This window comes from Cyclobacterium qasimii M12-11B, assembly GCF_000427295.1.
GTDB lineage: Bacteria > Bacteroidota > Bacteroidia > Cytophagales > Cyclobacteriaceae > Cyclobacterium > Cyclobacterium qasimii.
On record NZ_ATNM01000091.1, the window covers coordinates 45,432 to 67,100 of the forward strand.

The window sequence follows — 21,669 nt, forward strand, 5'->3', positions numbered from 1 at the left end:
AGAGACACCATTATTTTTCAATTTATACTATATAAATGAAGATTGGTTACTTCTTATCTTCTTCATTTACTTCTTCATAATCAACATCTGAAACACCGTCGCCAGAGCCATCACCAGCAGCATCATCTGCGCCAGGCTGACCACCAGCACCTTCAGCACCCTGAGTCTCGCTGTACATCTCCTGAGAAGCAGCAGCCCAAGCAGTGTTCAAAGCTTCCATTCCTGACTCTATTCCAGCTAAATCCTGACTTTGGTGTGCAGCTTTAAGCTGTTCCAAAGCACCAGTAACTGCTGTTTTGTTTCCATCAGACAATTTGTCTCCAAACTCTTTTAGTTGTTTCTCCGTTTGGAAAATCAAACTATCAGCTTGATTGATTTTATCGACTTTATCTTTTTCTTCTTTATCCGTAGCAGCATTTGCTTCGGCTTCCTTCTTCATTCTATCGATTTCTTCCTCAGACAAACCAGAAGAAGCTTCAATTTTAATTTTTTGCTCCTTACCTGTACCTTTATCTTTAGCAGATACATTTAGTATACCGTTGGCATCAATATCAAACGTCACCTCTATTTGAGGAACACCTCTTTGGGATGGTGGAATATCTGAAAGTTGGAACCTTCCGATAGTTCTATTGTCTTTTGCCATTGATCTTTCTCCCTGAAGGACATGAATGTCCACAGCAGGCTGATTGTCTGCAGCAGTTGAGAAGACTTCAGATTTTTTGGTTGGGATAGTAGAGTTAGACTCAATCAGCTTGGTAAATACGCCTCCCATTGTTTCGATACCCAAAGAAAGAGGTGTAACGTCTAACAATAGAACGTCTTTCACTTCTCCTGTAAGTACACCACCTTGAATGGCTGCACCAATAGCAACAACCTCATCTGGGTTTACACCTTTTGAAGGTTTTTTACCGAAGAATTTCTCAACTTCCTCTTGTATCTTAGGGATCCTAGTAGAACCACCAACAAGGATAACTTCGTCTATATCTGAAGGAGACATAGAAGCATCCGCCATTGCTTTGCGAACAGGCTCCATAGATCTTTTCACAAGACTATCTGACAATTGCTCAAATTTAGCTCTTGAAAGACTTCTTACCAAGTGCTTAGGTCCAGACTGAGTAGCTGTAATATAAGGAAGATTGATCTCCGTTACTGAAGAGCTAGAAAGCTCAATTTTAGCTTTCTCAGCAGCTTCTTTTAACCTTTGAAGTGCCATTGGATCCTTTTTAAGATCTATGTCTTCTTCAGATTTAAATTCTTCCGCTAACCAATTGATTATTACTTGATCAAAGTCATCACCACCCAAATGCACATCGCCATTGGTAGATTTAACTTCAAATACACCGTCTCCTAATTCCAAAACAGAAATATCAAAAGTACCTCCACCAAGGTCAAACACAGCAATTTTCATGTCTGCATTTTTCTTATCCAAGCCATAAGCCAATGCTGCTGCGGTAGGCTCATTGATGATCCTCTTCACATCAAGACCAGCGATCTGACCTGCTTCTTTGGTTGCTTGTCTTTCTGAATCGTTGAAATAAGCTGGAACTGTAATTACAGCCTCAGTAACTTCCTGACCCAAGAAATCTTCTGCAGTGGATTTCATTTTTTGCAAAATCATTGCAGAAAGTTCCTGTGCAGTATATGACCTGTCGCCAATTTTTATTGCAACTGTGTCATTTGTTCCTTTTTCTACTTTGTAAGAAACATTCTTTTTGTCATCTGAAATCTCAGAAAACTTTTTCCCCATAAACCTCTTTACAGAAGAAATGGTATTTGCGGGGTTGGTAATCGCCTGACGTTTGGCAGGATCTCCCACTTTTCTTTCTCCATTACCATTATCCAAAAATGCTACTATAGAGGGTGTAGTTCTTCTTCCTTCACTGTTTTGAATGACAACAGGTTCATTCCCTTCCATTACAGCGACGCATGAGTTGGTTGTACCCAAATCAATACCAATAATTTTTCCCATAATTATATAAATTTTGTCGTTTTCGTTTTAAATACAAAACTACTATAACAACCAATGTGCCAAGTGAATTATTCGAAAAATTAATGCCACATTGTCACAATTTATGACAGCTTATCTTTAAAAATGTCAATATTTCCCATAGTATTGCAACAAAAGTAACCGATATTTACCTGGTAAGTCAACATTAATAATCCAAATGAAAGTCTCTCAAATCAATATTTACCCGATTAAATCTCTTGGCGGAATCAATTTAATCGATGCCAATGTAGAAATTTCCGGTTTCCAGTATGACAGAAACTGGATGCTAGTAGACCAAAATGGGAAATTTCTAACCCAGCGTTCTCTTCCGGAAATGGCTTTACTTCAGGTAGAATTGCAGGAAAAAGGTTTACTCGTGTACCATCAATTAAATCCGGAAGATAGGATTGAAATCCCCTTTCTTGAAAATACTGGCGAAAAAATAGAAGGCACTGTTTGGGATGACTCGGTAAAAACCCTTCATGTATCTTCTAAGATTGACAAATGGTTTTCAGCAAAACTAAAGACAAATTGTCAATTGGTGAAAATGGATTTGGATAACAAAAGGTACATTGAAGGCAAATACAAAGTTAATAATGAACATGTTAGCTTTGCAGACAGTATGCCATTCCTCATTATTGGCCAATCCTCGCTGGACGATCTAAACAGCAAACTGGAAGTACCAATTCCTATGGCGAGGTTTCGGCCAAATATAGTATTTACAGGCGCACTTCCTTTTGCCGAGGATGACTGGGACAATATCCAAATAGGACAAGTGAGGTTTAAGGTCACAAAGCCCTGTGCCAGATGTACAATGATCACCATAGATCAGAAAACAGGGGAAAAAGGCAAAGAACCCTTGACTACACTGTCTCAATACAGAAAAGTGGATGGAAAAATATTATTTGGTCAGAATCTTATTGCTTTAGACAAAGGTGGCATTGCTGTTGGCAATATTATAAAGCTCATTTGAGCTAGATTTACTAATCAGCCTAGCCAAAAGAGGGAATTTTTGAGAAAGACCGCCAATTATTTTAATTTTTCATTGTTTTTATGCCTGTCAATATCCCTCTTATTCTTTTTCTCAAAATTTCTTTCAAAGGCCTTCGTTAAATCTATCCCTGTTTGATTGGCCAGACAGATCAGCACCCATAAAACATCTGCCATTTCATCACCCAAATCGACATCCTTGTCACTTTCTTTGAAGGATTGCTCGCCATACTTTCGTGACATAATCCGAGCTACTTCTCCTACCTCCTCAGTCAAAATTGCCATGTTTGTCAATTCACTAAAATACCGAACACCTGTGGTGTTTATCCATTCGTCTACTTGCTTTTGTGCTTCTTCTATGGTCATTCTTTCTATTTGTTAATTACCTTACCTAGCTCTAATTCAAGTGTATGTCCTATACAATCCGGAATATCTACGTCGTAATGACTTACGAAAAGTAATGTTAATCCTGTCTCTTGACAAAAATACTCAATGGTGGATTTAAACCTGCTTCGTTGTTCCTCATCCATGCCCTGAGAGGCTTCGTCCAGGACAAGTAATGTGGGGGATTTAATCATCGCCCGTGCCAAAATGCAGAATCTTTGCTCTTCCAGACTTATCTGATTCAATCTAAACTCACTTAAATGAGACAATTGGAATACTTCAAGCCATCTATCCACCAACGCCTCCTGCGTCTCAGTCAGTTTTTTAAATAGCCCCATGGTATCAAAAAGACCCGATGCCACTACCTTTTTGCAAGTTTGATTGGTGGGGAAATACCTGGCCAATTCGGCAGAGACAAAGCCAATAGGCCGCTTAACATCCCAAATACTTTCGCCAGTACCTCTCTTCCTGCCAAACAATGAAATGTCATTGGCATAAGCTTGAGGATTTTCTCCTAGCACCAAACTAATGAGGGTGGATTTTCCTGCGCCATTATGTCCTTTTATCAACCATTTTTCCCCAGGATTTACCTGCCAAGAAAGATTGTCGAGCAATTTTTTTTCGCCATACCTGATCGTAACATTATTCATTTTAATAATCTCCTGATCCGAAAATGGCAAAGTTCCTGTGTTCAGTAGTCCATCAAAAGACAGGGGAGAAAAGTTGAAGGTTGAGAAAGCTTCATTTTCCAAGGGAATTAAACTATCTCTTTCTTCTACTATCATTAATTTCCCTCCACTTATCCAACCTATTCGATCCACTGCTTCTGGAACCTCTTTGGCAGAAGATGTCATGATGACTTGAATCCCTGAATGCTGAATGGCTTTGAGTATACCTTCAAAATCAGCTCTGGTTTGTACATCAAGCCCCACCAGTGGCATGTCAATTAACAACAATTTCGGATTCTTTAATAAAGCCTCTGCCAATGCCAGTCTCCTTGTCTCACCATTTGAAAGCTTTATCAAAGATTTGCTTTTTAATCCTTCAAGCCCAAAGAGCTGAATAACGTTTGACAGGTTCCAAGCCCCTTCTTCTTTAATTTCAACCTCGCTCAGAAAGGCATTTACAGTGGCTGTATCCTCAGATTCAGAACTATTGAATCGCTGCTGATAATAAAAATTTTGTTGACTGGATTTATTACGGAAAGTATATTTTTGTGAGACCAAAGCGATAAGATCCCTAAAGCTATTGATCAATCCAAGATCTCGTTGTTTCTTCTGATAGTCTGCAGCAAATGGCCATTCAATGCTCCCCCTCACAATAGCTGTCCTACCCAGAATAGTTTCCAGAAACAATGTGCGTTCTTTCCCAGAATCACCTAAAATAGCCCAAGATTCACCATTTTCAACGGTGAAGTTTAAATCTTTAAATACTGTTTTACCAAAAGACTGAACGGTAGCATTGTTTATCTCTAAAAAGACACTCTTTTTTTTCATTTCATTAAATTTTAATCTGGATGGGCTTCGCTAAAACTGAGGGAATAATATAAATTAGGAAACCAGAAAGGGATGATTTAAACTTTATTTTTGAATCCAGGACAATAGTCACTGGACCATCGTTCACCAAAGACACTTGCATGTCAGCTCCAAACTCTCCAGTCGGGACAGGCTTCCCAAGAAGTTTGCTCATTTCTTCTATAAATTGCTCGTAAAGGGGAATTGCAATTTCAGGCCTGGCCGCCTTTATATAGGAAGGTCTGTTGCCTTTTTTTGTGCTTGCATGAAGGGTAAACTGACTAACAATTAAAACATCCCCATCTGTCTCCAGAATAGAATTATTCATCACTCCTTGTTGGTCTGCAAAAATCCTCATATTTGCGATTTTTCTGCAAATCCAGTTTATATCATCAAGTGTGTCTGCCGATTCGATACCTAAGAGAACAAGTAAACCTGTCCCAATTGCTGCTTTCTCAATTGCCTCAATATGTACTGATGCCCTTTTTACTCTTTGTAATACTACAATCATTTAGTCATCTTATGCATCTCTGAGGAGGAAATGGTCTCATTTCCTGTCATTTTAAAATTAAGGGCTTTTTGCACCATTGCTTTAGCTACCTGATGATCGTATATAGGTTTATACTTACTAAAAAGCCCAAAAAAAGTAACAAATTTCATGACTACTTTGCCTATTTCTTCTCCTGGTCTACTTTCATTTCTTTCGCCTAATAATATCGAGGGTTGAAAGAGGCCTACATAATCAAAATCCATCCTTTTCAAGCCATCTTCAACCTTTCCTTTTACACTATTGTATTGGATCGATGATTGGGCGTCCGCCCCTATGGCACTTACGTACAAGAATCTCTTGGCTCCTAAGCGGATGGTCATCCTAGCGAAGTTAAGCACATAATCGTGATCTATACGGTGAAAATTTTCTTTGGAGCCTGCCTTCTTGATGGTAGTTCCTAAAGCACAGAAAGCTATAATTGATGTAGAAGCTTCATTCAGGGCTTTTAATAAAGGCTGCTTGTCTCCCCCCATATTTTGCTTCCTGATTTCATCTTCCAGGTTTAGCTTTTCCAACTGCTCAAAGTCAACCTTCACCTGAACTAGCTTCTGATGTTTAAAAGCCAAATCCCTTCTACCGAAGGAAACAACCCAGTCAATGGCTTCATTTTTAAAAAGTTGATGGAGAAGTTGAACACCTATTAACCCAGATGCTCCTGAAACAAACGCTATTTGACTCATAAGTTTTGATTTTTTTCCCAATCTAAAAACTTCTCAATATCCGATTGGAGACTTTTAAATATGAAGAGTAATACGGTTACATCATCTACATATCCTACGAAAGGGATAAAATCAGGAACCAGATCCGTTGGAAGGGCAAAATAAAACAAACCAAGGACCAACAAACCCAAAGACCTATTGGATAGTCCAGCATATTTTTTACTTAAATGTGCTTTGACCATTCTAATAAATATCTCGACTTGAAATTTGACTTCCGCAAAGGTAGGGTTATGGGAAAGCTCTTGCCATTTCTGGTTTACTTTCTCAAGTAGACTGCCTAGCTTTTTCTCAGTACCAGCAATGTGCTCAGCCCTGTTTAGATAAATGGCTTTGACCTTTTCAAAAAGGCTTTGGCCTGAAGTATAACTGTCCATAGGTGTTTATTGCTTTATAGTGTTGGGCTCAGTAGTAAATACGTATTTCATCTTTGATCTTTCTTAACGCAATCCCTATACTGTCCTGTTCCAATTCCATTGCGAGTTGGAAAATTTTTTTCGATAATTCAATGCTCCTTTCTTCACCACCGACCTGCTGATAGGCATTGTTAATGAGTGAAATGGTTTGCTCTACAGCAGACCTTAAGGTCTCCCAAGAATCATCTGTAAAATATAGCTGTTGAGACAAATTATGGTTGAACTCACTTCTTATTTCCTGAATCAAAAGACTATGCAGTTCTCCGGAAAGCATATCAGGCCCATTAATTCTTCTGATTAAATTATTTGGAGAGATTCTCTCTAAAAGCAAGCAAAGCCGTTCTCCAGCCTGAATACGTAAAGGAATCACCTGCTCCGAATTTTTGGATTTAATATCCAACCATTTCATCTCCTTTTCCTTCTTCAAAAATGATACCGTAATAATAAACATCCCATAAATGACCAGACCCGCAGGAATAATTATTTTTAATAGCTCAAAGAGGTAATCCATATTCAAAGGTTTTAATTGGCAATATCTGAAATAATGTCATGTTTTACTATGCACGAATTGTTTTTCTGTTTTAATTTTGGAACCATTAATCATTCCTCATCCTTAATTTCACATGGTGACTCCAATAAAAATAACTGCCAAGGCCCTAGAAGAGATTAAAAACATTATGGCTACCAAGAATATCCCTGTGGAGTACTCCTTAAGAATAGGTGTGAAAGGCGGTGGATGTGGTGGCGTTTCCTATGCTTTAGGTTTTGACCTGACAAAAGAGGGGGATCAAGGCTATGAGATCGAAGGCCTGGCAGTGCTGATTGAAAAAAAACATGTGATGTTTTTAATGGGCATGCAGGTAGATTTCCACGAAAGCAATGAGGCCAAAGGATTTGTCTTTACCAATCCTGACCTACCTAAAAGGCACGACAACCAATAGTTATTTTCACTAGTAAGGAGTGCCGTCCCATTTATTAAGTCAACCCTTCAAAGCCATATTTCATATTTGACCAGAAAGCGTCTATTGCAATTATTCTAGGCTTTAAGAAAGAGATGATTTTTGGCCAATCGTCCCTATTCATTACGCTTACGCCTGGCAATGTTTTTTCCACTTTACTGGAAAACTCCCCCCACTCATTTTCTGCGTCGGGTGCCCATATCCACTCTTCTTCTACTTCCTGCTGAAAAATACGTTTAAAGGTAACCATCTGATCAAACAGCAAGCTCCTGATTTCCTTATCGGGATGCTGCACCTCTATGGATATGGAAGTAAAATCTCTCTCTGCTTTCATTCTAAAATACATGTGCTTTACACCCGTTTTATAGTTTTTCCAATTGATTTTTGTTCCATCAGCGTTAGGCACAGGCTTCATATACTGTCCAAATGTGGTCCAAAACTCTTGCCTGGTTTTGCTAAGCTCATTTTTGGTATACATTAAATATCCAGTTTATTGGTAGTCTCTAGGGTAAGCCACTTCTACAACAGAAAAATTTACCACCCCTCCAAGGGCTGGATTGTGTTTTTTAATCACTACTTCAATCTGTGTACTTTCGGGATAGGCTTTTAGAATATCCTCAATCATCAAATGCCCCAAGTGTTCCAATAATTTCACGGGGACCTGCATGTGTGCTTTAGCTATTTGATAAAGCTTAAAATAGTCGACCGTATACTTAAGGTCATCCGTACGCATGGCCTTCTCAAAATCTGTATACACATGCAAATCAACAGTGAATCGATTGCCTAATTTTTTTTCTTCTGAGAACACCCCATGGAAAGCATGAAACTCAATTCCTTCAAGTGATACTTTTCCCATTATTCAAATTGATCAAAAAATGAACCAGATTCGCCTTTATTTGTATTCTTGGCTGCAGGTACTTTCTCCTTCGCTTCCTCTTCTTCCTGCTTTTCTTGTTCATCAACCTCTTCCACTACTTGGATTGGATCAACTTCAGCAGCAATTACCAATTCATCTTCAACAGTTTCAGGCTCAATTTCGACCTCTTCCTTACTTTCAGGCTGTTCCCATATATAAGTATTGCCGGATTGATTTGACTTCGGCTCCTCCTTTTCAGTTGGCTGGAAATTCTTTTCTTTCCGCTGTAGTTCTTTGACCAAACGAGTATGAATGCCAGCGTCTATTTCGTTAAAGCCTTCCCTAGCAGCATTTACATTCTCTAGCGTTTCTGCGGCTGTACGCTTCAGGTTTTTAAGTAAGTAATCTCTTTGATCTAGTAGTTTTTCGTAATTTTCCACCAATACATTAACATCTTCTTTTAGGTCTTCTATGATATTTTTGGATTGGGATTCTGCCTGATCTATCATGCTTCTGGCATTGCCTCTTGATTCGGCATGTAGCGCATCTGCATTCATTTGTGCTTCCTTAAGAATTAATTCCGCTGTTTTATTCGCTTGTTCGATTATGCTTGCGCCAGTATCCTCTGCTGTTTTCAAAGTTTTAAAAAGCGACTGCTCCACTTCCCTAAGTTTGGAAGCTTCTTTTTCTGCGTGCTCATATTTTATCTTAAGTGCATTTTTCTCTTCGACGAGTTTTTCCCACTCTTGAGACAGATAACTCAAAAACGTCGAAACTTCGTCTTTATCATAACCTCTGAAATTCTTTTCGAAGGTCTTTTGACGGATATCTAATGGTGTAATTTTCATTTTTTCGTCATTTAGCCGATCTATGACCGGAAGTTATTGACCAATATTAATTTCCCAAACAGAAACAGTATGATCATCACTGATGGCTATTACTTGGTTATTATGTTTCGTCCACAAAACTTTATTAATGGAAGTCCCATGACCTACAAATCTGGCTTTATCTATAACTTTCAATAGCCTAAAAGCTTCGTAATCCCAAATTTTCATTGACTTGTCCATGCTACAAGTCACAAAATACTTACCATCTTCTCGAAAAGAAAGAAAGTTGATCGCATACATGTGCGCTGCAATATTTTTCTGCTCTTCAAAATTCTCAGTATCCCAGAATTTAAGTTGAGCATCCCTTCCTCCACTGATGATTCTCTTACCATCTGGACTGTATGCTAATGCAAATACTGATTTGTTATGTCCTTCCATTCTCGCCAATGGCTTCCAATTTTTCAAATCAAAAACCTTCACCAAATTATCGCTGGCTCCTACGCTTACCTGACCTTTGTCAGGAGAAACTGCCAAAACACGTAGGGACTGCTCACTAATTTTCACATGGCGGACTGGTGACCTTTCCTCTATATCCAAAACCACAAGCACTCCATCTCCTGTAGCCACCAATAATAAATTGCCAACTACTTTGAGATCAAAAATTAAATGAGAAGTGATTTTTAAGGACCAAATTTCTTTTTACTCTTTAGGTCAATAACATGAACCCCTTCATTGTTTTGGCCTATAAACAAAAGATTTCTTTTTTCATCTACTTCCAGAGCATAAACAGAATTTGGAAGTTTGGCCAGCAAAAGCCCATCTCCAGGGGTAGAAAGATCCCATTCTACCACCATTCCATCTCCGGAGCCAGTATATATAAGGTGAGGTACGCAACCGCTAGCAAGTGCAAATACGGAATGATTATGACCTCTTAATGTGTTAAGTTTACTAACTTGAATATTTGACATATATTGCAAAACCTTATTACCACTCAGTTGCCTTTAAGTTACTATGTTAACAAAAATAGAAAAAATTAGCCCTTTATCTGCTTTTGCCATCAACAATATTAAAACGTCTGAAAACGCATCCATGGACTTTTTGAGTTTTAGAGAAAAACTATCCCTGGCCAACATCGGTCATGCTCAAAAAAGAAAAGAATGGAAAGGCGCTAGACTTGCTATCAAAAACACCTTAGACAGCCTTAATTTACCCTACCCTGGCTTTTATAAAGACAGCCATGGAAAATCCCATACTATGGATGGTTCAGGACACGTATCCCTTACTCACCATGGAGATTATGCCGCAGCGATATTTCACAAGGACATGCCAGTTGGGGTGGACTTGGAAAGGGTGAGAGAAAAAACGGTGCCACTTGGCCCAAAATACCTGGACCCTTCTGAATTGGAATTTTTGGGTAAAGACAGTTACCTGTACACTTTAGCCTGGTCAGTGAAAGAAAGCATCTACAAATGCCAAGGTAAAAGAGGTATTAGTCTAAGACAAAACATTATACTAGAACCCTTTTCTGCAAAAGATCAAATCATTAAAGGTAAAGTTTATGGCACTGACTTTTCAGATCATTTTTACAATGTCATGGTCCATTCAGAAAACGACATGGTACTTACCTATACTATTTGGTGATTCTTCGTATATTTATAATTGTAATTAACAAAACTAGAGATGAAGAAACTTTTTGTATGTTTTGTAATTTGTCTCCTATGGACTTCTACCATTTACGGACAAAAGATTTCCAACATGGAGATGGTAGATGCCATTACCAATCAAGCCTACTCGCTTGAAAAAAACAAGGCATCCCTTGCACAGGTATTTATTTTTTACACCCTTAAATGCCCCTATCCAAAACTATACAATTCAAGGATTAAGGCACTGAAGGAAAAATATGCCTCCTCAAACATTACTTTTGCGCTGGTAAACCCTCATTCTGATCAGGAGGATGAAACCATTGAAAAGCTTGCCTCATTGGCCTTTGCAAAAAACAATCAAATCCCATTCCTACTGGATGAAAACCAGGTTTTTACGAAAATGACAGGGGTGAAGAAAATTCCTGAAGTAGTAATTATCACCTCAGGACCTACTGGCTACAGCATTGCTTACAGAGGCGCTATAGATAATAATGCCCAAGCAATGGAAAGTGCTACAGTTCATTACCTTGATACTGCTTTGGAAGACATCATTAAAAGGGACCGGCCAAGCCCTACAGTGACTAGAGCTGTTGGTTGTAATATTAGGTTTACACCTTAATTTTTGTCCACTATTTTTAATAATTGACTGACCTCTTTAGACTTGTCTAAATCTCCTATTTTTTCGAATGAGTAAATAAGGTTTCGAATTACTCTTCTGATAATTTCAATATTTTCGCAGGGCTCATAATATTCCGGCTTAGGGTCCAACTTCAAATGATCAAGGTAATTGTTTATATCCTGCTTGGTAAAAATAAGCCCTTTATTGAAGGCATTGATATAAAATTTGAATTTACCTGATTTGTAGGTTAACACGAAAAGATTGGGCAAATTAACCCCGTAAACTGGCAAGCCGAGTTTTTTTGCCACCAATAAATAGACTGAACAAAGGCTTATAGGGTTCCCTTTCTTGGTTTCTAAAACCGTTTTGATCATGCTGTTGGCTGGGCTATGAAAATTCTTGGTGTTGGCAGAGAATTTCAAGTCATTGAACATCACATTATTGATCAATTTTATTTTGTCATAGACTGACAGTTCATTCTTGAAATTCGTCCAAACATCAAAATAAATTTGCTGCATTAGCCCATTAAGTTGTTCAAATTCAAGTTCTGGATAGAGGTAGGTATTGATAATCCACAAGCCCTCGAGCAATTCTTTTTCCTCAGAATTGGTCCAATCCGTAAGCCTTTCCATGAGCAAATTAAACTGCATGTCATGAACGATCTCTTCGATCTCCTTTTGCAATTCAGGATTGAATGAGCCCTCCCACTTGTTTTCCAGAAAGGGGATAATTTTATTACCTAAGGAGAGGATTTTATCCCTCACGTGCTCCTTTACCTCCTGATCCCCATCATCCAACAAAGACACAAGAGCATTTAATTCTTTATCTGTCATTTGCATATTCATCTCAACTAACCCTCACAGTTTCAACTAACCAAATTTACCAATTTTTGGGGATAAAATACCTGTCATTTTATTTTTAAGTGAGATGTTAATTGAATTTGAGCGCTAAAAAACCATCATATAGCTTCCAATTCTTCTTTATAGGCCTTAATCGCCCTGAATATACCAGAAGCCACATAAGTTTGTCCACTTTTACTATTAAGGTATTTTTCTTCTGCCGGGTTTGACAAAAAGCCTGTCTCTATTAACACACTCGGCATACTCGTTGTCCATAAAACATAAAAAGGAGCTTGTTTTACCCCTCTTGAATGCCTATTCACTCTCGTTGACAAATCAGTTTCAATTTTCTCGGCTAAAGAAAGACTATTGGCAAAGTAAGCCTTTTGCATCAAGTTAAACATCATGTAAGACTCAGGTGACTTTGGATCGAAGCCCTCATAGTTTTGCTGATAATCGTCCTCTAGCAGGATTACTGCATTCTCTCGTTTTACTATCTCAAAATTGCCATTGAAATTTTTATTTCCCATTACGAAGGTTTCGGTACCGTAAGCTCTGGTTGAGGAAATCGCATTGCAATGGATGGAAACAAACAAATCCGCTCTATTCCTATTGGCTATGTTTGCCCTTTCTTTAAGTTCTATAAACACATCTGTTTCTCGGGTATAAATTACTTCCACATCAGGAAGCAACTCTGAAATATACCCACCAACCTTCAGCGCAATGGCAAGCGTAACATCCTTTTCTCTCGAAATTCTACCAGAAGTCCCAGGATCCTTACCACCATGTCCGGCGTCTATCACTATCCTTCTTAATTTGAACTCTGCCTTTTTTTCGTCAGGAGGAATAAATCCCACTAATACAGCAGTAATGAAGAGCAATGAAATTATAAGAATATTTTTCAATTTGGTTCGTTCCATAAACGTTAATAACCTTAACTTTACTGAAAATTAAATGATTTTTATAGCTAACATAATTTATTAGTGCAGATAATAAAGAACGTATTTCTTTCCATCTGTATGCTCACCTTCTTTGGGCATACTGTCCTGGCCCAGGAATCCGGCAATGAAAGAACTTCTGAACTAGAACTTACAGTTCCTGACACCTTGGGAAATCCCGAAGTCAGGTTAGACACATTAATGCCTGTACTTCCAGACAGCATACTTAACATCACTGCTGCTGATTTGGATTCGACCCTGAATCAACCAAAAGGTGATATTCAAACCACAATCAATTATTACGCCGAAGACAGTATCATAACTGACTTTGCACAAAATAAAGTATTTCTGTATAAAGGTGCATGGTTTGAGTATGGAAATATACGGCTGGATGCAGATTATATCGCAATTGATTGGAAAAAAAATGAACTCTACGCCTCAGGATTGAAAGACAGTCTCGGTGTGGCACAGGGAACGCCAATGTTCAAGGAAGGCAATAGCGTTTATGAAATCCGCAAGGAGATGCGCTATAACTTTAAAAGCCAAAAAGCCATTATCTCGGATGTTGTAACCCAACAGGATGAAGGCCTTCTCCGTGGAGCCATTGTCAAAAAAGACAATGATGGTTCTGTTTATCTGAGTAAAGGTTTTTATACCACCTGTGATTTGGTGGAGCCACACTGGCACATTTCCTCTTCTAAAATCAAATCTGTCCGTGGAAAACACATTATTTCCGGGCCATTCAATTTGTATTTCAACAATATCCCAACACCCTTGGGACTTCCTTTCGGTATAATACCCGATACTCCTGAAGAAAAATCATCTGGTATTATTTTCCCTTCCTATGGGGAAGAACAACTCCGAGGCTTTTTCCTAAGAGATTTTGGCTATTATTTTGCATTCAATGATTATGTGCACACGCGTGTAACTGGTGAAGTTTATTCTAAAGGAGGATATGGCTTGAAGACGGCTTCGGTTTACAACAAAAGGTACCGATACAAAGGAGGATTGAATATTGATTATCAAAAATTCCAAAGTCCAGAGACAGCTGAAACTCCTCTGGAATACAATGCTTTTTGGTTTAGGTGGAACCATACACCTGAATCCCGAGGCAATTCCAGATTCTCTGCTTCCGCTAATTTTGGCACCAAGTCCTACAATGACAATATCCTTAATCAGGGGAATTTCCAGCAAAATCAGCAATCAGATTTCTCTTCTAATATATCTTATAGCAAGACATTTACTGGAACACCTTTTAGTATGTCAGCCAACTTGAGGCATTCTCAGAACCAAGTAACGGACGAAGTGAATTTACTCTTGCCGGATGTGGCGATCAATATGAACAGGCAAAATCCTTTTAGCAAGGTGAAATTCGAACCACTTAAGACATTGAATGTCTCCTGGAATTTTAATGCCCAAAACTCGATCAATAACCGTATCACTACAGAACTAGGTGTAGATCCAGGGCTTCAGCAGGAGCTTGAGGAGTTGGGAGTAACCTCCACCCCAGATGTGATTCCATTTACTATTGCCAATATCCCTCAACTACTTAGGGATGCTGACAACGGTTTCAAAAATACGGTCCCTATATCCTCTAACTTTAGCCTCTTCCGGTTCTTTACAGGTACGGCCTCAATGAACTTCACGGAACTATGGTACCTGGACAAAATCAATTATTATTACAACCCTGAAGAAGAGCGGTTAGATCAAATCCTGGAAAGTGGCTTTAACAGAGTAAATTATTACAACAGCTCTTTTAACCTCTCTACCAATGTTTATGGCTTTTATACCTTCAGGAAAGGTTCTAAAATAGAAGCAATAAGGCACCACATGCAACCTACTTTTGGTTTCACCAGTACTCCGGATTTCTCTGATCCTAAATATGGGTATTACCAGGAAGTACAGACAGATGCCGATGGGACCCTTATGCGTCTATCGCGCTTTCAAGGCTTTATCTATGGTGGTGCTCCTTTAGGCGAGTCAAAATCTCTGAGCATCAATATAAGAAACACGTTAGAAGCCAAACTTAAAACAGAAAGTGATACTGCAGAAGCCACAACCAAGAAAATACCACTACTGCAATCATTAAATGTATCTACCAATTACAACTTTGCGGCAGATTCATTTAACCTTGCGCCCTTCAGTTTCAGTACCAGAACTTCGTTATTTGATAAAAAGCTATCTGTCAATCTGAACACAACCCTAGATCCTTATGCTACCGGGACCTTCACCAATGGTGAAGAAGTAACCACTCGAAGAATAAATGAGTTTGCCTGGAAAAAAGGACAAGGAATTGGCATCATAAGAAGGGCCTCTTTAAACATCAATGGAAGCATTAATCCAAGTAAAACAGAGCAATCACCAGGGGAGGTAAGAGATGATCTCACCAATGATTTCCTAAATCAGGGTGGCCAAATGAATGATTTTGTGGAAAATGAAATCAATCGAATAGCCAATGACCCGAGCCAATACATCGACTGGTCAATTCCCTGGAACATGACTTATAGCTATAACCTGAGTTATAATAAGGCCGCCTCGGGGACGAAGAATGTTACTCAGGCGATCAATATTTCGGGTGATCTAAGTCTGTCTGATAAATGGAAAATTAACTTTACCAGTGGTTACGATCTTTCTACTGCTGCGATCACCCAAACCATGGTAGGTATTGCAAGGGACTTACATTGCTGGCAATTGAATGCGAATTGGGTGCCTTTCGGTAGGTTTACATCCTATAGTATCGATATACGAGTAAAATCAAACATACTTCGTGACCTTAAAGTATCCCGAAGAAGGTCCTTCTTCGATAGTTTTTAAGCCGTACGCTGTTACTGAGTCACTAAAAAGGGATGGGAATCCCTTGTGAAATCATTGGCGCTTTTCAGTCGCTTATAAAATCACCTCCCTGGCAATCGGTAAACTCATACACCTTGGCCCACCCAAACCTCGGGAAAGCTCTGATGAAGGCATTTCCAACACTTCCACGCCATAATCTCTCAATGCGCGATTGGTGTGTTTGTTTCTATTATAGGAGATGACCTTCCCTGGACCTACGGTAAATACGTTGGCCCCATCAAACCATTGTTCTCTCAGTGCATATTCCTGGTTTACTTTGTCAGTACCTATTATTTCCAAATCAGGTAATTCCATTCTAAGCACCTCTCTTAACGGTTTCTTTAATACCGTTCTTTTGATGTTAACCTGCTCATTGTCTTCATCTTTTCTAGTATATACCGAAATGCGCTGAATAGCTTGAAGGGCATCAGGGTAAGTCAGCACCCTGTTTTTATCCAAAATAGTAAATACAGTATCCAGGTGCATAAAATTTCTTTTCTTGGGCAAATGGATTTCATAGACACGTTCAATTCTACCTTCAGCGATAAGATTTTTGGCTACATGGTATACGGCTTTTTCGTCAGTTCTTTCAGAGCATCCAATCGCCACAGCTTTGTCTGACAGAATAATTACATCTCCTCCCTCTATGGATGGTGTATGATTGTGGGTTGTCAGGGGATATACTTGTTGGATTTTATCTTTAAACAGAGAGTGATTTTCAAAGATTTTCCTCACCATATTGGCTTCTCTCTGTCGTTGATCCAGGCGCATACTGGAAAAAATCATACCTCCTGGTAAAATGGCCGCCGTATCTCGCTGGAAATACAAATTAGGACATGGAGGAATCAAAAATGCTAAGTCTAAAAGATCAGCCAATGCCGCAGCACTTACTCTTCCCCTAACCTCATGCACTTTTATGCCTGCTATTAAGGCTTGAACACATTGCTCCTGGCTAAGTACCCCTAGCAGTTCATCACTTAAATGCTCCAATCTGGAAACAGCAAGTGCTTCCCGTATCAAGTCATTTCTTAAGGAATTGTCTTCAAGAATATCACCTAATAATTTGTCAAAAAAATGAACTTTAGCACCGCATTGTTCACTAATAAGCTGGGTGAAAACATCATGCTCTCTCTGCATTTCTTCCAGATAAGGGACATCTTCAAACAACAACAAGTGCTTGTTGTAGGGTGTCAATCTATCTATCTCACGTCCAGGCCTATGAACTAATACTTCTTTTAATGTGGCAAATTCAGAGTTGATGGTCAAATGCATATTCACCAATTTACAACAAAACCACAATTAATGAACTATTAGTACCATTTTTTCAATTTATTCTTTAAAATCTAAAATATCTCTAATTCTATTGGCTTCTCTCATATCGGCCTTCAAACCGTCAATATCATCTTCAGCTATTTTTTTTCTAAAAGCTGTCAAATGTTCAATGTAGCTATCAAAAGCTTCTAAGACATTGCTTTTGTTTTCTAAAAAAATTGGCCCCCACATTTCAGGAGAGCTTTTTGCCAGTCTGACAGTGGATGTAAATCCGCTCCCAGCCATGTCTAGAATATTTCTTTCATCTGCTGTTTTATCAATAACAGTCTTTCCCAAAACAAAGGATGTAGCATGAGAAAGGTGTGAAACAAAAGCCAAATGAAGATCATGATCTTTTGGATCCATGAAACGCAACCTAAGGTTTAGGGCGTCAAAAATCTCATAGGCCATCCCTTTAAGATGGACATCTGTCTTCTCCATTTCACAGATGATCATTACATTTCCATCAAAAAGATCAGCTTGAGCAGCTCTAGGGCCCGAATTCTCAGTCCCCGCAATAGGATGCACTGCAAGAAACTGCTGCCTTTTAGGATGCTGACTCATTTGGCGACAAAGTTGGTCTTTTGTAGAGCCAAAGTCCATCACCAATGTATTTTCACCTACTTGATCGAGCGTTTTTTCTAAAAGCGCAAATAACGTATCAACAGGTGTTGCTAGGATCACTATATCAGTATCCTTGTCCGGTACAGCAAGACCTCTGGAAATAAGTTGCATGTCCAAAGCAAGGTCCAGGTTTCCACTGTCTGAATCAAATCCAGTGATTTCTAATTCAGGATATATTTTCTTCGCTGCCAGTGCAAAAGAACCACCCAGCAGCCCTAGCCCTATGATATGTATTTTTTTCATGGCGTAATGTAATTTTTCAACCTTGTAATGGCTTCATTAATTTTATCTTCACCTATACACAATGAAAAGCGAACATATGAAGCTCCTTTGCTACCAAATATTAATCCCGGAGTAATGAAAATATCGTATTCATAGAGCAATTGATCCACTATTTCTGTGGCCGTCTTATCGTCTGGAACTTTCCCCCAAACAAATAAACCTACTGCATCCTCCTGTACGTCAAGCTGCAATAACTTGGCCATTTTTAACACAAGTGCTTTTCTCCTTGCATATATTTTATTCATGGAGCTTATCCAGGTACTATCTAGTTTTAAAGCAGCTACTGCACCCTCTTGAATCCCCAAAAACATTCCAGAATCCATATTGCTTTTCACCCTCAATACGGCATCAAGATAATCACTCCTTCCGGCCAACATCCCCACTCTCCAACCCGGAATATTGAAAGTTTTACTCAAAGAGTTTAACTCAAGGGCATGGTCTTTAGCACCTGATATTTCCAATAAGCTTTTTGGTTCTTCATTCAAAATGAAGCTATAAGGATTGTCATGAACCAAGAGAATATTGTGCGTTTTAGCAAAATCCACCAGCTTTTTAAACAAGGATTCACTTCCCTTTGCACCGGTAGGCATGTGGGGGTAATTGACCCACATCAATTTTACCTTTGAAAGATCCATTTGAGCCAACGCTTTCCAGTCCGGTTCCCAATTATCGTCCTCATTGAGGGAATAATAAACAGGAATGGCATTAAGCAACTTGGTCACGGAGGTGTAAGTAGGGTATCCTGGATTGGGAACCAAAACCTCATCTCCTTCATTCAGAAAGGCCATGGAAATGTGCATAATCCCTTCTTTAGAGCCCATCAAAGGCAATACTTCTGAAGTAGGGTCTAGAGACACGCCATAATTCTTATCATAAAATGCAGCAATAGCATTTCTCAACGCAGGGATACCCTGATAGGATTGGTACCCATGTCCCGAAGGGGAGTCAGCTGTGCTTTTCAACGCCTCTATCACGCTAGGATCAGGAGGCAAGTCTGGGCTACCTATTCCCATGTTGATTATCGGCCTTCCACTTTCTCTAAGTTTCTGTACCTCTTTAAGTTTTTTGGAGAAATAATACTCCTTAACTTCTCCCAACCTGTCGGAAAAACCTTTCATTATTTTCTACTTTGATAAGTTCCAAAAATCTTAACTGACCCAAAATCAGAAGCGATTAATTCCATCGCCCGATTAAATTGCTCAACATCAGAAATAAGTGTATCGACAAAAAAGGAATATTCCCAGGGTTTGCTCATTACTGGAATAGACTGAATCTTTGTTAAATCAAGGTCATTGTCACTCAAAACGGTTAGCAATTTGGCCAAACCTCCTTTTTGATTTTTTATCGTAATTTTCAAGCTTGCTTTTGTAGGAGAAGCCATGCTTATGGGTTTCTCCTTTTGAAGAATGATAAATCGAGTGAAATTGTTTTTCACCGTCTGAATATCCTCGGCCAACAATTCTAATCCATAAAACTCAGCAGCTTTTATACTGGCCACAGCCCCTAGACCTTTGATTTTTTGTTCTGAGATAATCTTTGCAACATACGCAGTATCAACATCGTCTATTGGATTTATAGACGGGTGACTGGCAAAAAAATTCTTGCATTGCAACAGTGCCATAGGGTGAGATCTTGCTTCTGTAATATCAGATAACTGTTGACCTGGCAATGCCATTAAATTGTGAGAAATGGGTAAATAGTATTCATCGGTGATATAAAGTTCATACCGATCGATAATGTCATAATTAGGCAAAATAGCACCTGCAATAGAGTTTTCTATGGCCATTACAGCCACATCCACCACCTCATTCCCAACACTTTTGGCTACTTCCTCAAAAGTATTGTAACCGAACACCTCAATATTTTCCCCAAAATATTGTTGGGCAACCTGGTGATGAAAAGAACCCAGAACTCCCTGTATTGCTATTTTCATTTTCTTTTCCAAAATCTATCTATTAAGTGTATTATACTGTAAATTCAGCTTATTCTCTCAGCTTTCCCTACCATAATTGCTCCTAGCTAGCGAGGAAAAAACCATTGTGACGGATTATTCTTTGATAAATTCTGGCTGAATATCCAATAAGGAACAATGCTTCCAGAAACTTGGATACGACTTATTAACCACCTCAGGATCTTCTATTTCCAGTTTCGTTCTGGTGATCAACGGCATAAATGCCATTGCCATTCGGTGATCATCGTAAGTTGCAATACTTACGGTATCAGGTATATTCGTTGCAGGAACAAGAGTGAAAACACCTTCTTTGCGTTCCTCAAGTAAAGCACCAATTTTCGCCAATTCCTTTTGTAACGCATCTATACGGTCTGTTTCTTTTATTCGCAAGCTTTCTAAGCCAGTGAAATCAGAAGTTTGTCCTGTAAGTGCGCAGGTAACTGCTACTGTCTGTGCCAAATCAGGACAATGGGTAAAGTCAAATGAAGGTAGACCGCTAATCGCTTTTTTCTTAAGGAGTATTCCATCACTTGTAAATTCGCTCTCCACCCCCAACTTATCCATTATAGTGACGATTTTCGCATCACCCTGTAAGCTTTCTGCTTTGAGACCTTTAAGGAATAATACCCCAGAATCAGCACATGCCAATAAACTAAACCAATAACTGGCTCCTGACCAGTCGCTCTCTACTGAAAAAGTAGTGGACTGGTATTTTCCAGGCTTGATTTTGATCTGGCTTCCTTCAAATATATAATCAACACCGAAGGCCTTCATTAATTCCAGGGTCATGGTGATATATGTCCTTGAACCAATTTTACCAGTGAGGTTAAGCACTAAGCCTTCAGGAAGTAACGGTGCATTCATCAATAAGGCTGATATGTACTGACTGCTGACATCGCCTCGAATTTCTATTTCTTTGGTTTTTTGACCAGTAAACCCTTCAATAGTCAAGGGCGGATAACCTTCTTTCTTCAGATAACTTATACTAGCCCCTATTTCTTTTAAAGCATCTACCAAAATACCTATAGGCCTTTCACACATTCGGGGAGTTCCCGTCATGGTTTTTTGTCTATTGTTTAGCGCAGCATAAGCTGTCAAAAACCGCATCGTAGTCCCTGCATCCAACACATCATAAGTGTCTGGATCCTCTTCGAGTAGTCGAATCATGGTTTGCGTATCTCTTGCTTCGGCCAAGTTGGAAAGTGTATTCCCTCCTTCGGTGAGAGCGTCGATGATCAAAACCCTATTGCTTTCACTTTTGGATGAAGGAAGAGGAATTTGAATTTCACCAAATGCGCTTTTTTTTGGTAGTAAAATAGTATTCATGAATTATTTAAAGCTTAAATTTTACAGGTTTAATACGACTGAGGGGCATTGTTCATCTTTCAATTTTCCAATTGATTGTAATATTTCAAGGCCTCTATAATGGCT

General features: G+C 39.0%; 23 protein-coding genes and 1 pseudogene. 5 read left to right on the forward strand and 19 right to left on the reverse strand.

The window, feature by feature from the left end; genetic code table 11:
* Nucleotides 1-46 precede the first annotated feature (46 nt).
* Nucleotides 47-1,969, reverse strand: coding sequence for a molecular chaperone DnaK (dnaK, locus tag ADICYQ_RS08905; RefSeq protein WP_020888582.1), 1,923 nt, complete (start codon nucleotides 1,967-1,969; stop codon nucleotides 47-49).
* A gap of 196 nt (nucleotides 1,970-2,165) precedes the next feature.
* Between dnaK and ADICYQ_RS08910 the strand changes: the two genes are divergently transcribed.
* Nucleotides 2,166-2,960, forward strand: coding sequence for an MOSC domain-containing protein (locus ADICYQ_RS08910; protein WP_020888583.1), 795 nt, complete (start codon nucleotides 2,166-2,168; stop codon nucleotides 2,958-2,960).
* Nucleotides 2,961-3,016: 56 nt separating this feature from the next.
* On the opposite strand, the gene ADICYQ_RS08915 is transcribed toward ADICYQ_RS08910, so the two are convergent.
* From ADICYQ_RS08915 to ADICYQ_RS08940, 6 genes and pseudogenes are all read right to left on the reverse strand, one after another.
* A complete protein-coding gene (locus ADICYQ_RS08915; protein ID WP_020888584.1) occupies nucleotides 3,017-3,343 on the reverse strand; it encodes a nucleotide pyrophosphohydrolase in 327 nt (108 codons plus the stop codon).
* Nucleotides 3,344-3,348: 5 nt separating this feature from the next.
* Nucleotides 3,349-4,857 (reverse strand): ATP-binding cassette domain-containing protein, encoded by a 1,509-nt coding sequence (locus tag ADICYQ_RS08920; protein WP_020888585.1) that lies wholly within the window; start codon nucleotides 4,855-4,857, stop codon nucleotides 3,349-3,351.
* A gap of 88 nt (nucleotides 4,858-4,945) precedes the next feature.
* Nucleotides 4,946-5,386 (reverse strand): annotated as a pseudogene (gene dtd, locus ADICYQ_RS08925) (D-aminoacyl-tRNA deacylase); the annotation flags it as partial.
* Nucleotides 5,383-6,105 carry an NAD-dependent epimerase/dehydratase family protein gene (locus ADICYQ_RS08930; RefSeq protein WP_020888587.1) on the reverse strand — a complete coding sequence of 241 codons (723 nt, stop codon included), beginning with the start codon at nucleotides 6,103-6,105 and terminating at the stop codon, nucleotides 5,383-5,385. The gene ADICYQ_RS08930 and the pseudogene dtd, both read right to left, overlap by 4 nt.
* Nucleotides 6,102-6,518, reverse strand: a complete 417-nt coding sequence (locus ADICYQ_RS08935; RefSeq protein ID WP_020888588.1) for a YkvA family protein — start codon at nucleotides 6,516-6,518, stop codon at nucleotides 6,102-6,104. The genes ADICYQ_RS08930 and ADICYQ_RS08935 overlap by 4 nt, the downstream gene beginning before the upstream one ends.
* A 28-nt stretch (nucleotides 6,519-6,546) precedes the next feature.
* Nucleotides 6,547-7,068, reverse strand: a complete 522-nt coding sequence (locus ADICYQ_RS08940) for a DUF7935 family protein (RefSeq protein ID WP_020888589.1) — start codon at nucleotides 7,066-7,068, stop codon at nucleotides 6,547-6,549.
* A 112-nt stretch (nucleotides 7,069-7,180) separates the two neighbouring features.
* On the opposite strand from ADICYQ_RS08940, the gene ADICYQ_RS08945 reads away from it, so the two are divergent.
* On the forward strand, nucleotides 7,181-7,498 hold the full coding sequence (locus ADICYQ_RS08945; protein ID WP_040415341.1) for a HesB/IscA family protein: 318 nt from the start codon (nucleotides 7,181-7,183) through the stop codon (nucleotides 7,496-7,498).
* Nucleotides 7,499-7,532: 34 nt separating this feature from the next.
* On the opposite strand, the gene ADICYQ_RS08950 is transcribed toward ADICYQ_RS08945, so the two are convergent.
* From ADICYQ_RS08950 to ADICYQ_RS29630, 5 genes are read right to left on the reverse strand one after another with little or no spacing between them, the layout of a single operon-like run.
* Entirely contained in the window at nucleotides 7,533-7,994 is a 462-nt protein-coding gene (locus tag ADICYQ_RS08950) for a DUF4268 domain-containing protein (RefSeq protein WP_020888591.1), read from the reverse strand.
* Nucleotides 7,995-8,006: 12 nt separating this feature from the next.
* Nucleotides 8,007-8,372, reverse strand: coding sequence for a dihydroneopterin aldolase (folB, locus tag ADICYQ_RS08955; protein ID WP_020888592.1), 366 nt, complete (start codon nucleotides 8,370-8,372; stop codon nucleotides 8,007-8,009).
* Complete coding sequence (locus ADICYQ_RS08960) at nucleotides 8,372-9,220, reverse strand: DivIVA domain-containing protein (protein ID WP_020888593.1); 849 nt, start codon at nucleotides 9,218-9,220, stop codon at nucleotides 8,372-8,374. The genes folB and ADICYQ_RS08960 overlap by 1 nt, the downstream gene beginning before the upstream one ends.
* A gap of 33 nt (nucleotides 9,221-9,253) precedes the next feature.
* Complete coding sequence (locus ADICYQ_RS29620; RefSeq protein ID WP_316929282.1) at nucleotides 9,254-9,826, reverse strand: WD40 repeat domain-containing protein; 573 nt, start codon at nucleotides 9,824-9,826, stop codon at nucleotides 9,254-9,256.
* Nucleotides 9,827-9,879: 53 nt separating this feature from the next.
* On the reverse strand, nucleotides 9,880-10,167 hold the full coding sequence (locus ADICYQ_RS29630; RefSeq protein ID WP_316929283.1) for a hypothetical protein: 288 nt from the start codon (nucleotides 10,165-10,167) through the stop codon (nucleotides 9,880-9,882).
* A 43-nt stretch (nucleotides 10,168-10,210) separates the two neighbouring features.
* Here ADICYQ_RS29630 and ADICYQ_RS08970 point away from each other — a divergent pair, with 43 nt between their 5' ends.
* On the forward strand, nucleotides 10,211-10,840 hold the full coding sequence (locus tag ADICYQ_RS08970; RefSeq protein WP_020888596.1) for a 4'-phosphopantetheinyl transferase family protein: 630 nt from the start codon (nucleotides 10,211-10,213) through the stop codon (nucleotides 10,838-10,840).
* Between the two features lie 39 nt (nucleotides 10,841-10,879).
* The gene (locus ADICYQ_RS08975; RefSeq protein ID WP_040415344.1) at nucleotides 10,880-11,461 is read left to right on the forward strand and encodes a redoxin family protein; all 582 of its coding nucleotides are present in this window, start codon (nucleotides 10,880-10,882) and stop codon (nucleotides 11,459-11,461) included.
* Here the strand turns inward: ADICYQ_RS08975 and ADICYQ_RS08980 are convergent.
* A complete protein-coding gene (locus ADICYQ_RS08980) occupies nucleotides 11,458-12,294 on the reverse strand; it encodes a transglutaminase-like domain-containing protein (protein ID WP_235114517.1) in 837 nt (278 codons plus the stop codon). The genes ADICYQ_RS08975 and ADICYQ_RS08980 overlap by 4 nt on opposite strands.
* A gap of 125 nt (nucleotides 12,295-12,419) precedes the next feature.
* Nucleotides 12,420-13,220, reverse strand: a complete 801-nt coding sequence (locus ADICYQ_RS08985; RefSeq protein WP_020888599.1) for an N-acetylmuramoyl-L-alanine amidase family protein — start codon at nucleotides 13,218-13,220, stop codon at nucleotides 12,420-12,422.
* Between the two features lie 99 nt (nucleotides 13,221-13,319).
* Here ADICYQ_RS08985 and ADICYQ_RS08990 point away from each other — a divergent pair, with 99 nt between their 5' ends.
* Complete coding sequence (locus ADICYQ_RS08990) at nucleotides 13,320-16,052, forward strand: putative LPS assembly protein LptD (RefSeq protein WP_020888600.1); 2,733 nt, start codon at nucleotides 13,320-13,322, stop codon at nucleotides 16,050-16,052.
* Nucleotides 16,053-16,124: 72 nt separating this feature from the next.
* Here ADICYQ_RS08990 and ADICYQ_RS08995 read toward each other — a convergent pair whose 3' ends face one another.
* The 5 genes from ADICYQ_RS08995 to ADICYQ_RS09015 all read right to left on the reverse strand — a co-directional run bounded on the left by ADICYQ_RS08995 (nucleotide 16,125) and on the right by ADICYQ_RS09015 (nucleotide 21,564).
* Entirely contained in the window at nucleotides 16,125-17,342 is a 1,218-nt protein-coding gene (locus ADICYQ_RS08995; RefSeq protein ID WP_020888601.1) for an arginine deiminase, read from the reverse strand.
* Between the two features lie 57 nt (nucleotides 17,343-17,399).
* Nucleotides 17,400-18,248, reverse strand: coding sequence for a prephenate dehydrogenase (locus ADICYQ_RS09000; RefSeq protein ID WP_020888602.1), 849 nt, complete (start codon nucleotides 18,246-18,248; stop codon nucleotides 17,400-17,402).
* A complete protein-coding gene (locus ADICYQ_RS09005) occupies nucleotides 18,245-19,405 on the reverse strand; it encodes a pyridoxal phosphate-dependent aminotransferase (RefSeq protein WP_020888603.1) in 1,161 nt (386 codons plus the stop codon). Before ADICYQ_RS09005 ends, ADICYQ_RS09000 begins: the two co-directional genes overlap by 4 nt.
* Nucleotides 19,405-20,220 carry a prephenate dehydratase gene (locus tag ADICYQ_RS09010; protein WP_020888604.1) on the reverse strand — a complete coding sequence of 272 codons (816 nt, stop codon included), beginning with the start codon at nucleotides 20,218-20,220 and terminating at the stop codon, nucleotides 19,405-19,407. Before ADICYQ_RS09010 ends, ADICYQ_RS09005 begins: the two co-directional genes overlap by 1 nt.
* 114 nt (nucleotides 20,221-20,334) lie before the next feature.
* Nucleotides 20,335-21,564: a 3-phosphoshikimate 1-carboxyvinyltransferase gene (locus ADICYQ_RS09015; protein ID WP_020888605.1), complete on the reverse strand. Its 1,230-nt coding sequence runs from the start codon at nucleotides 21,562-21,564 to the stop codon at nucleotides 20,335-20,337.
* Nucleotides 21,565-21,669: the final 105 nt, after the last annotated feature.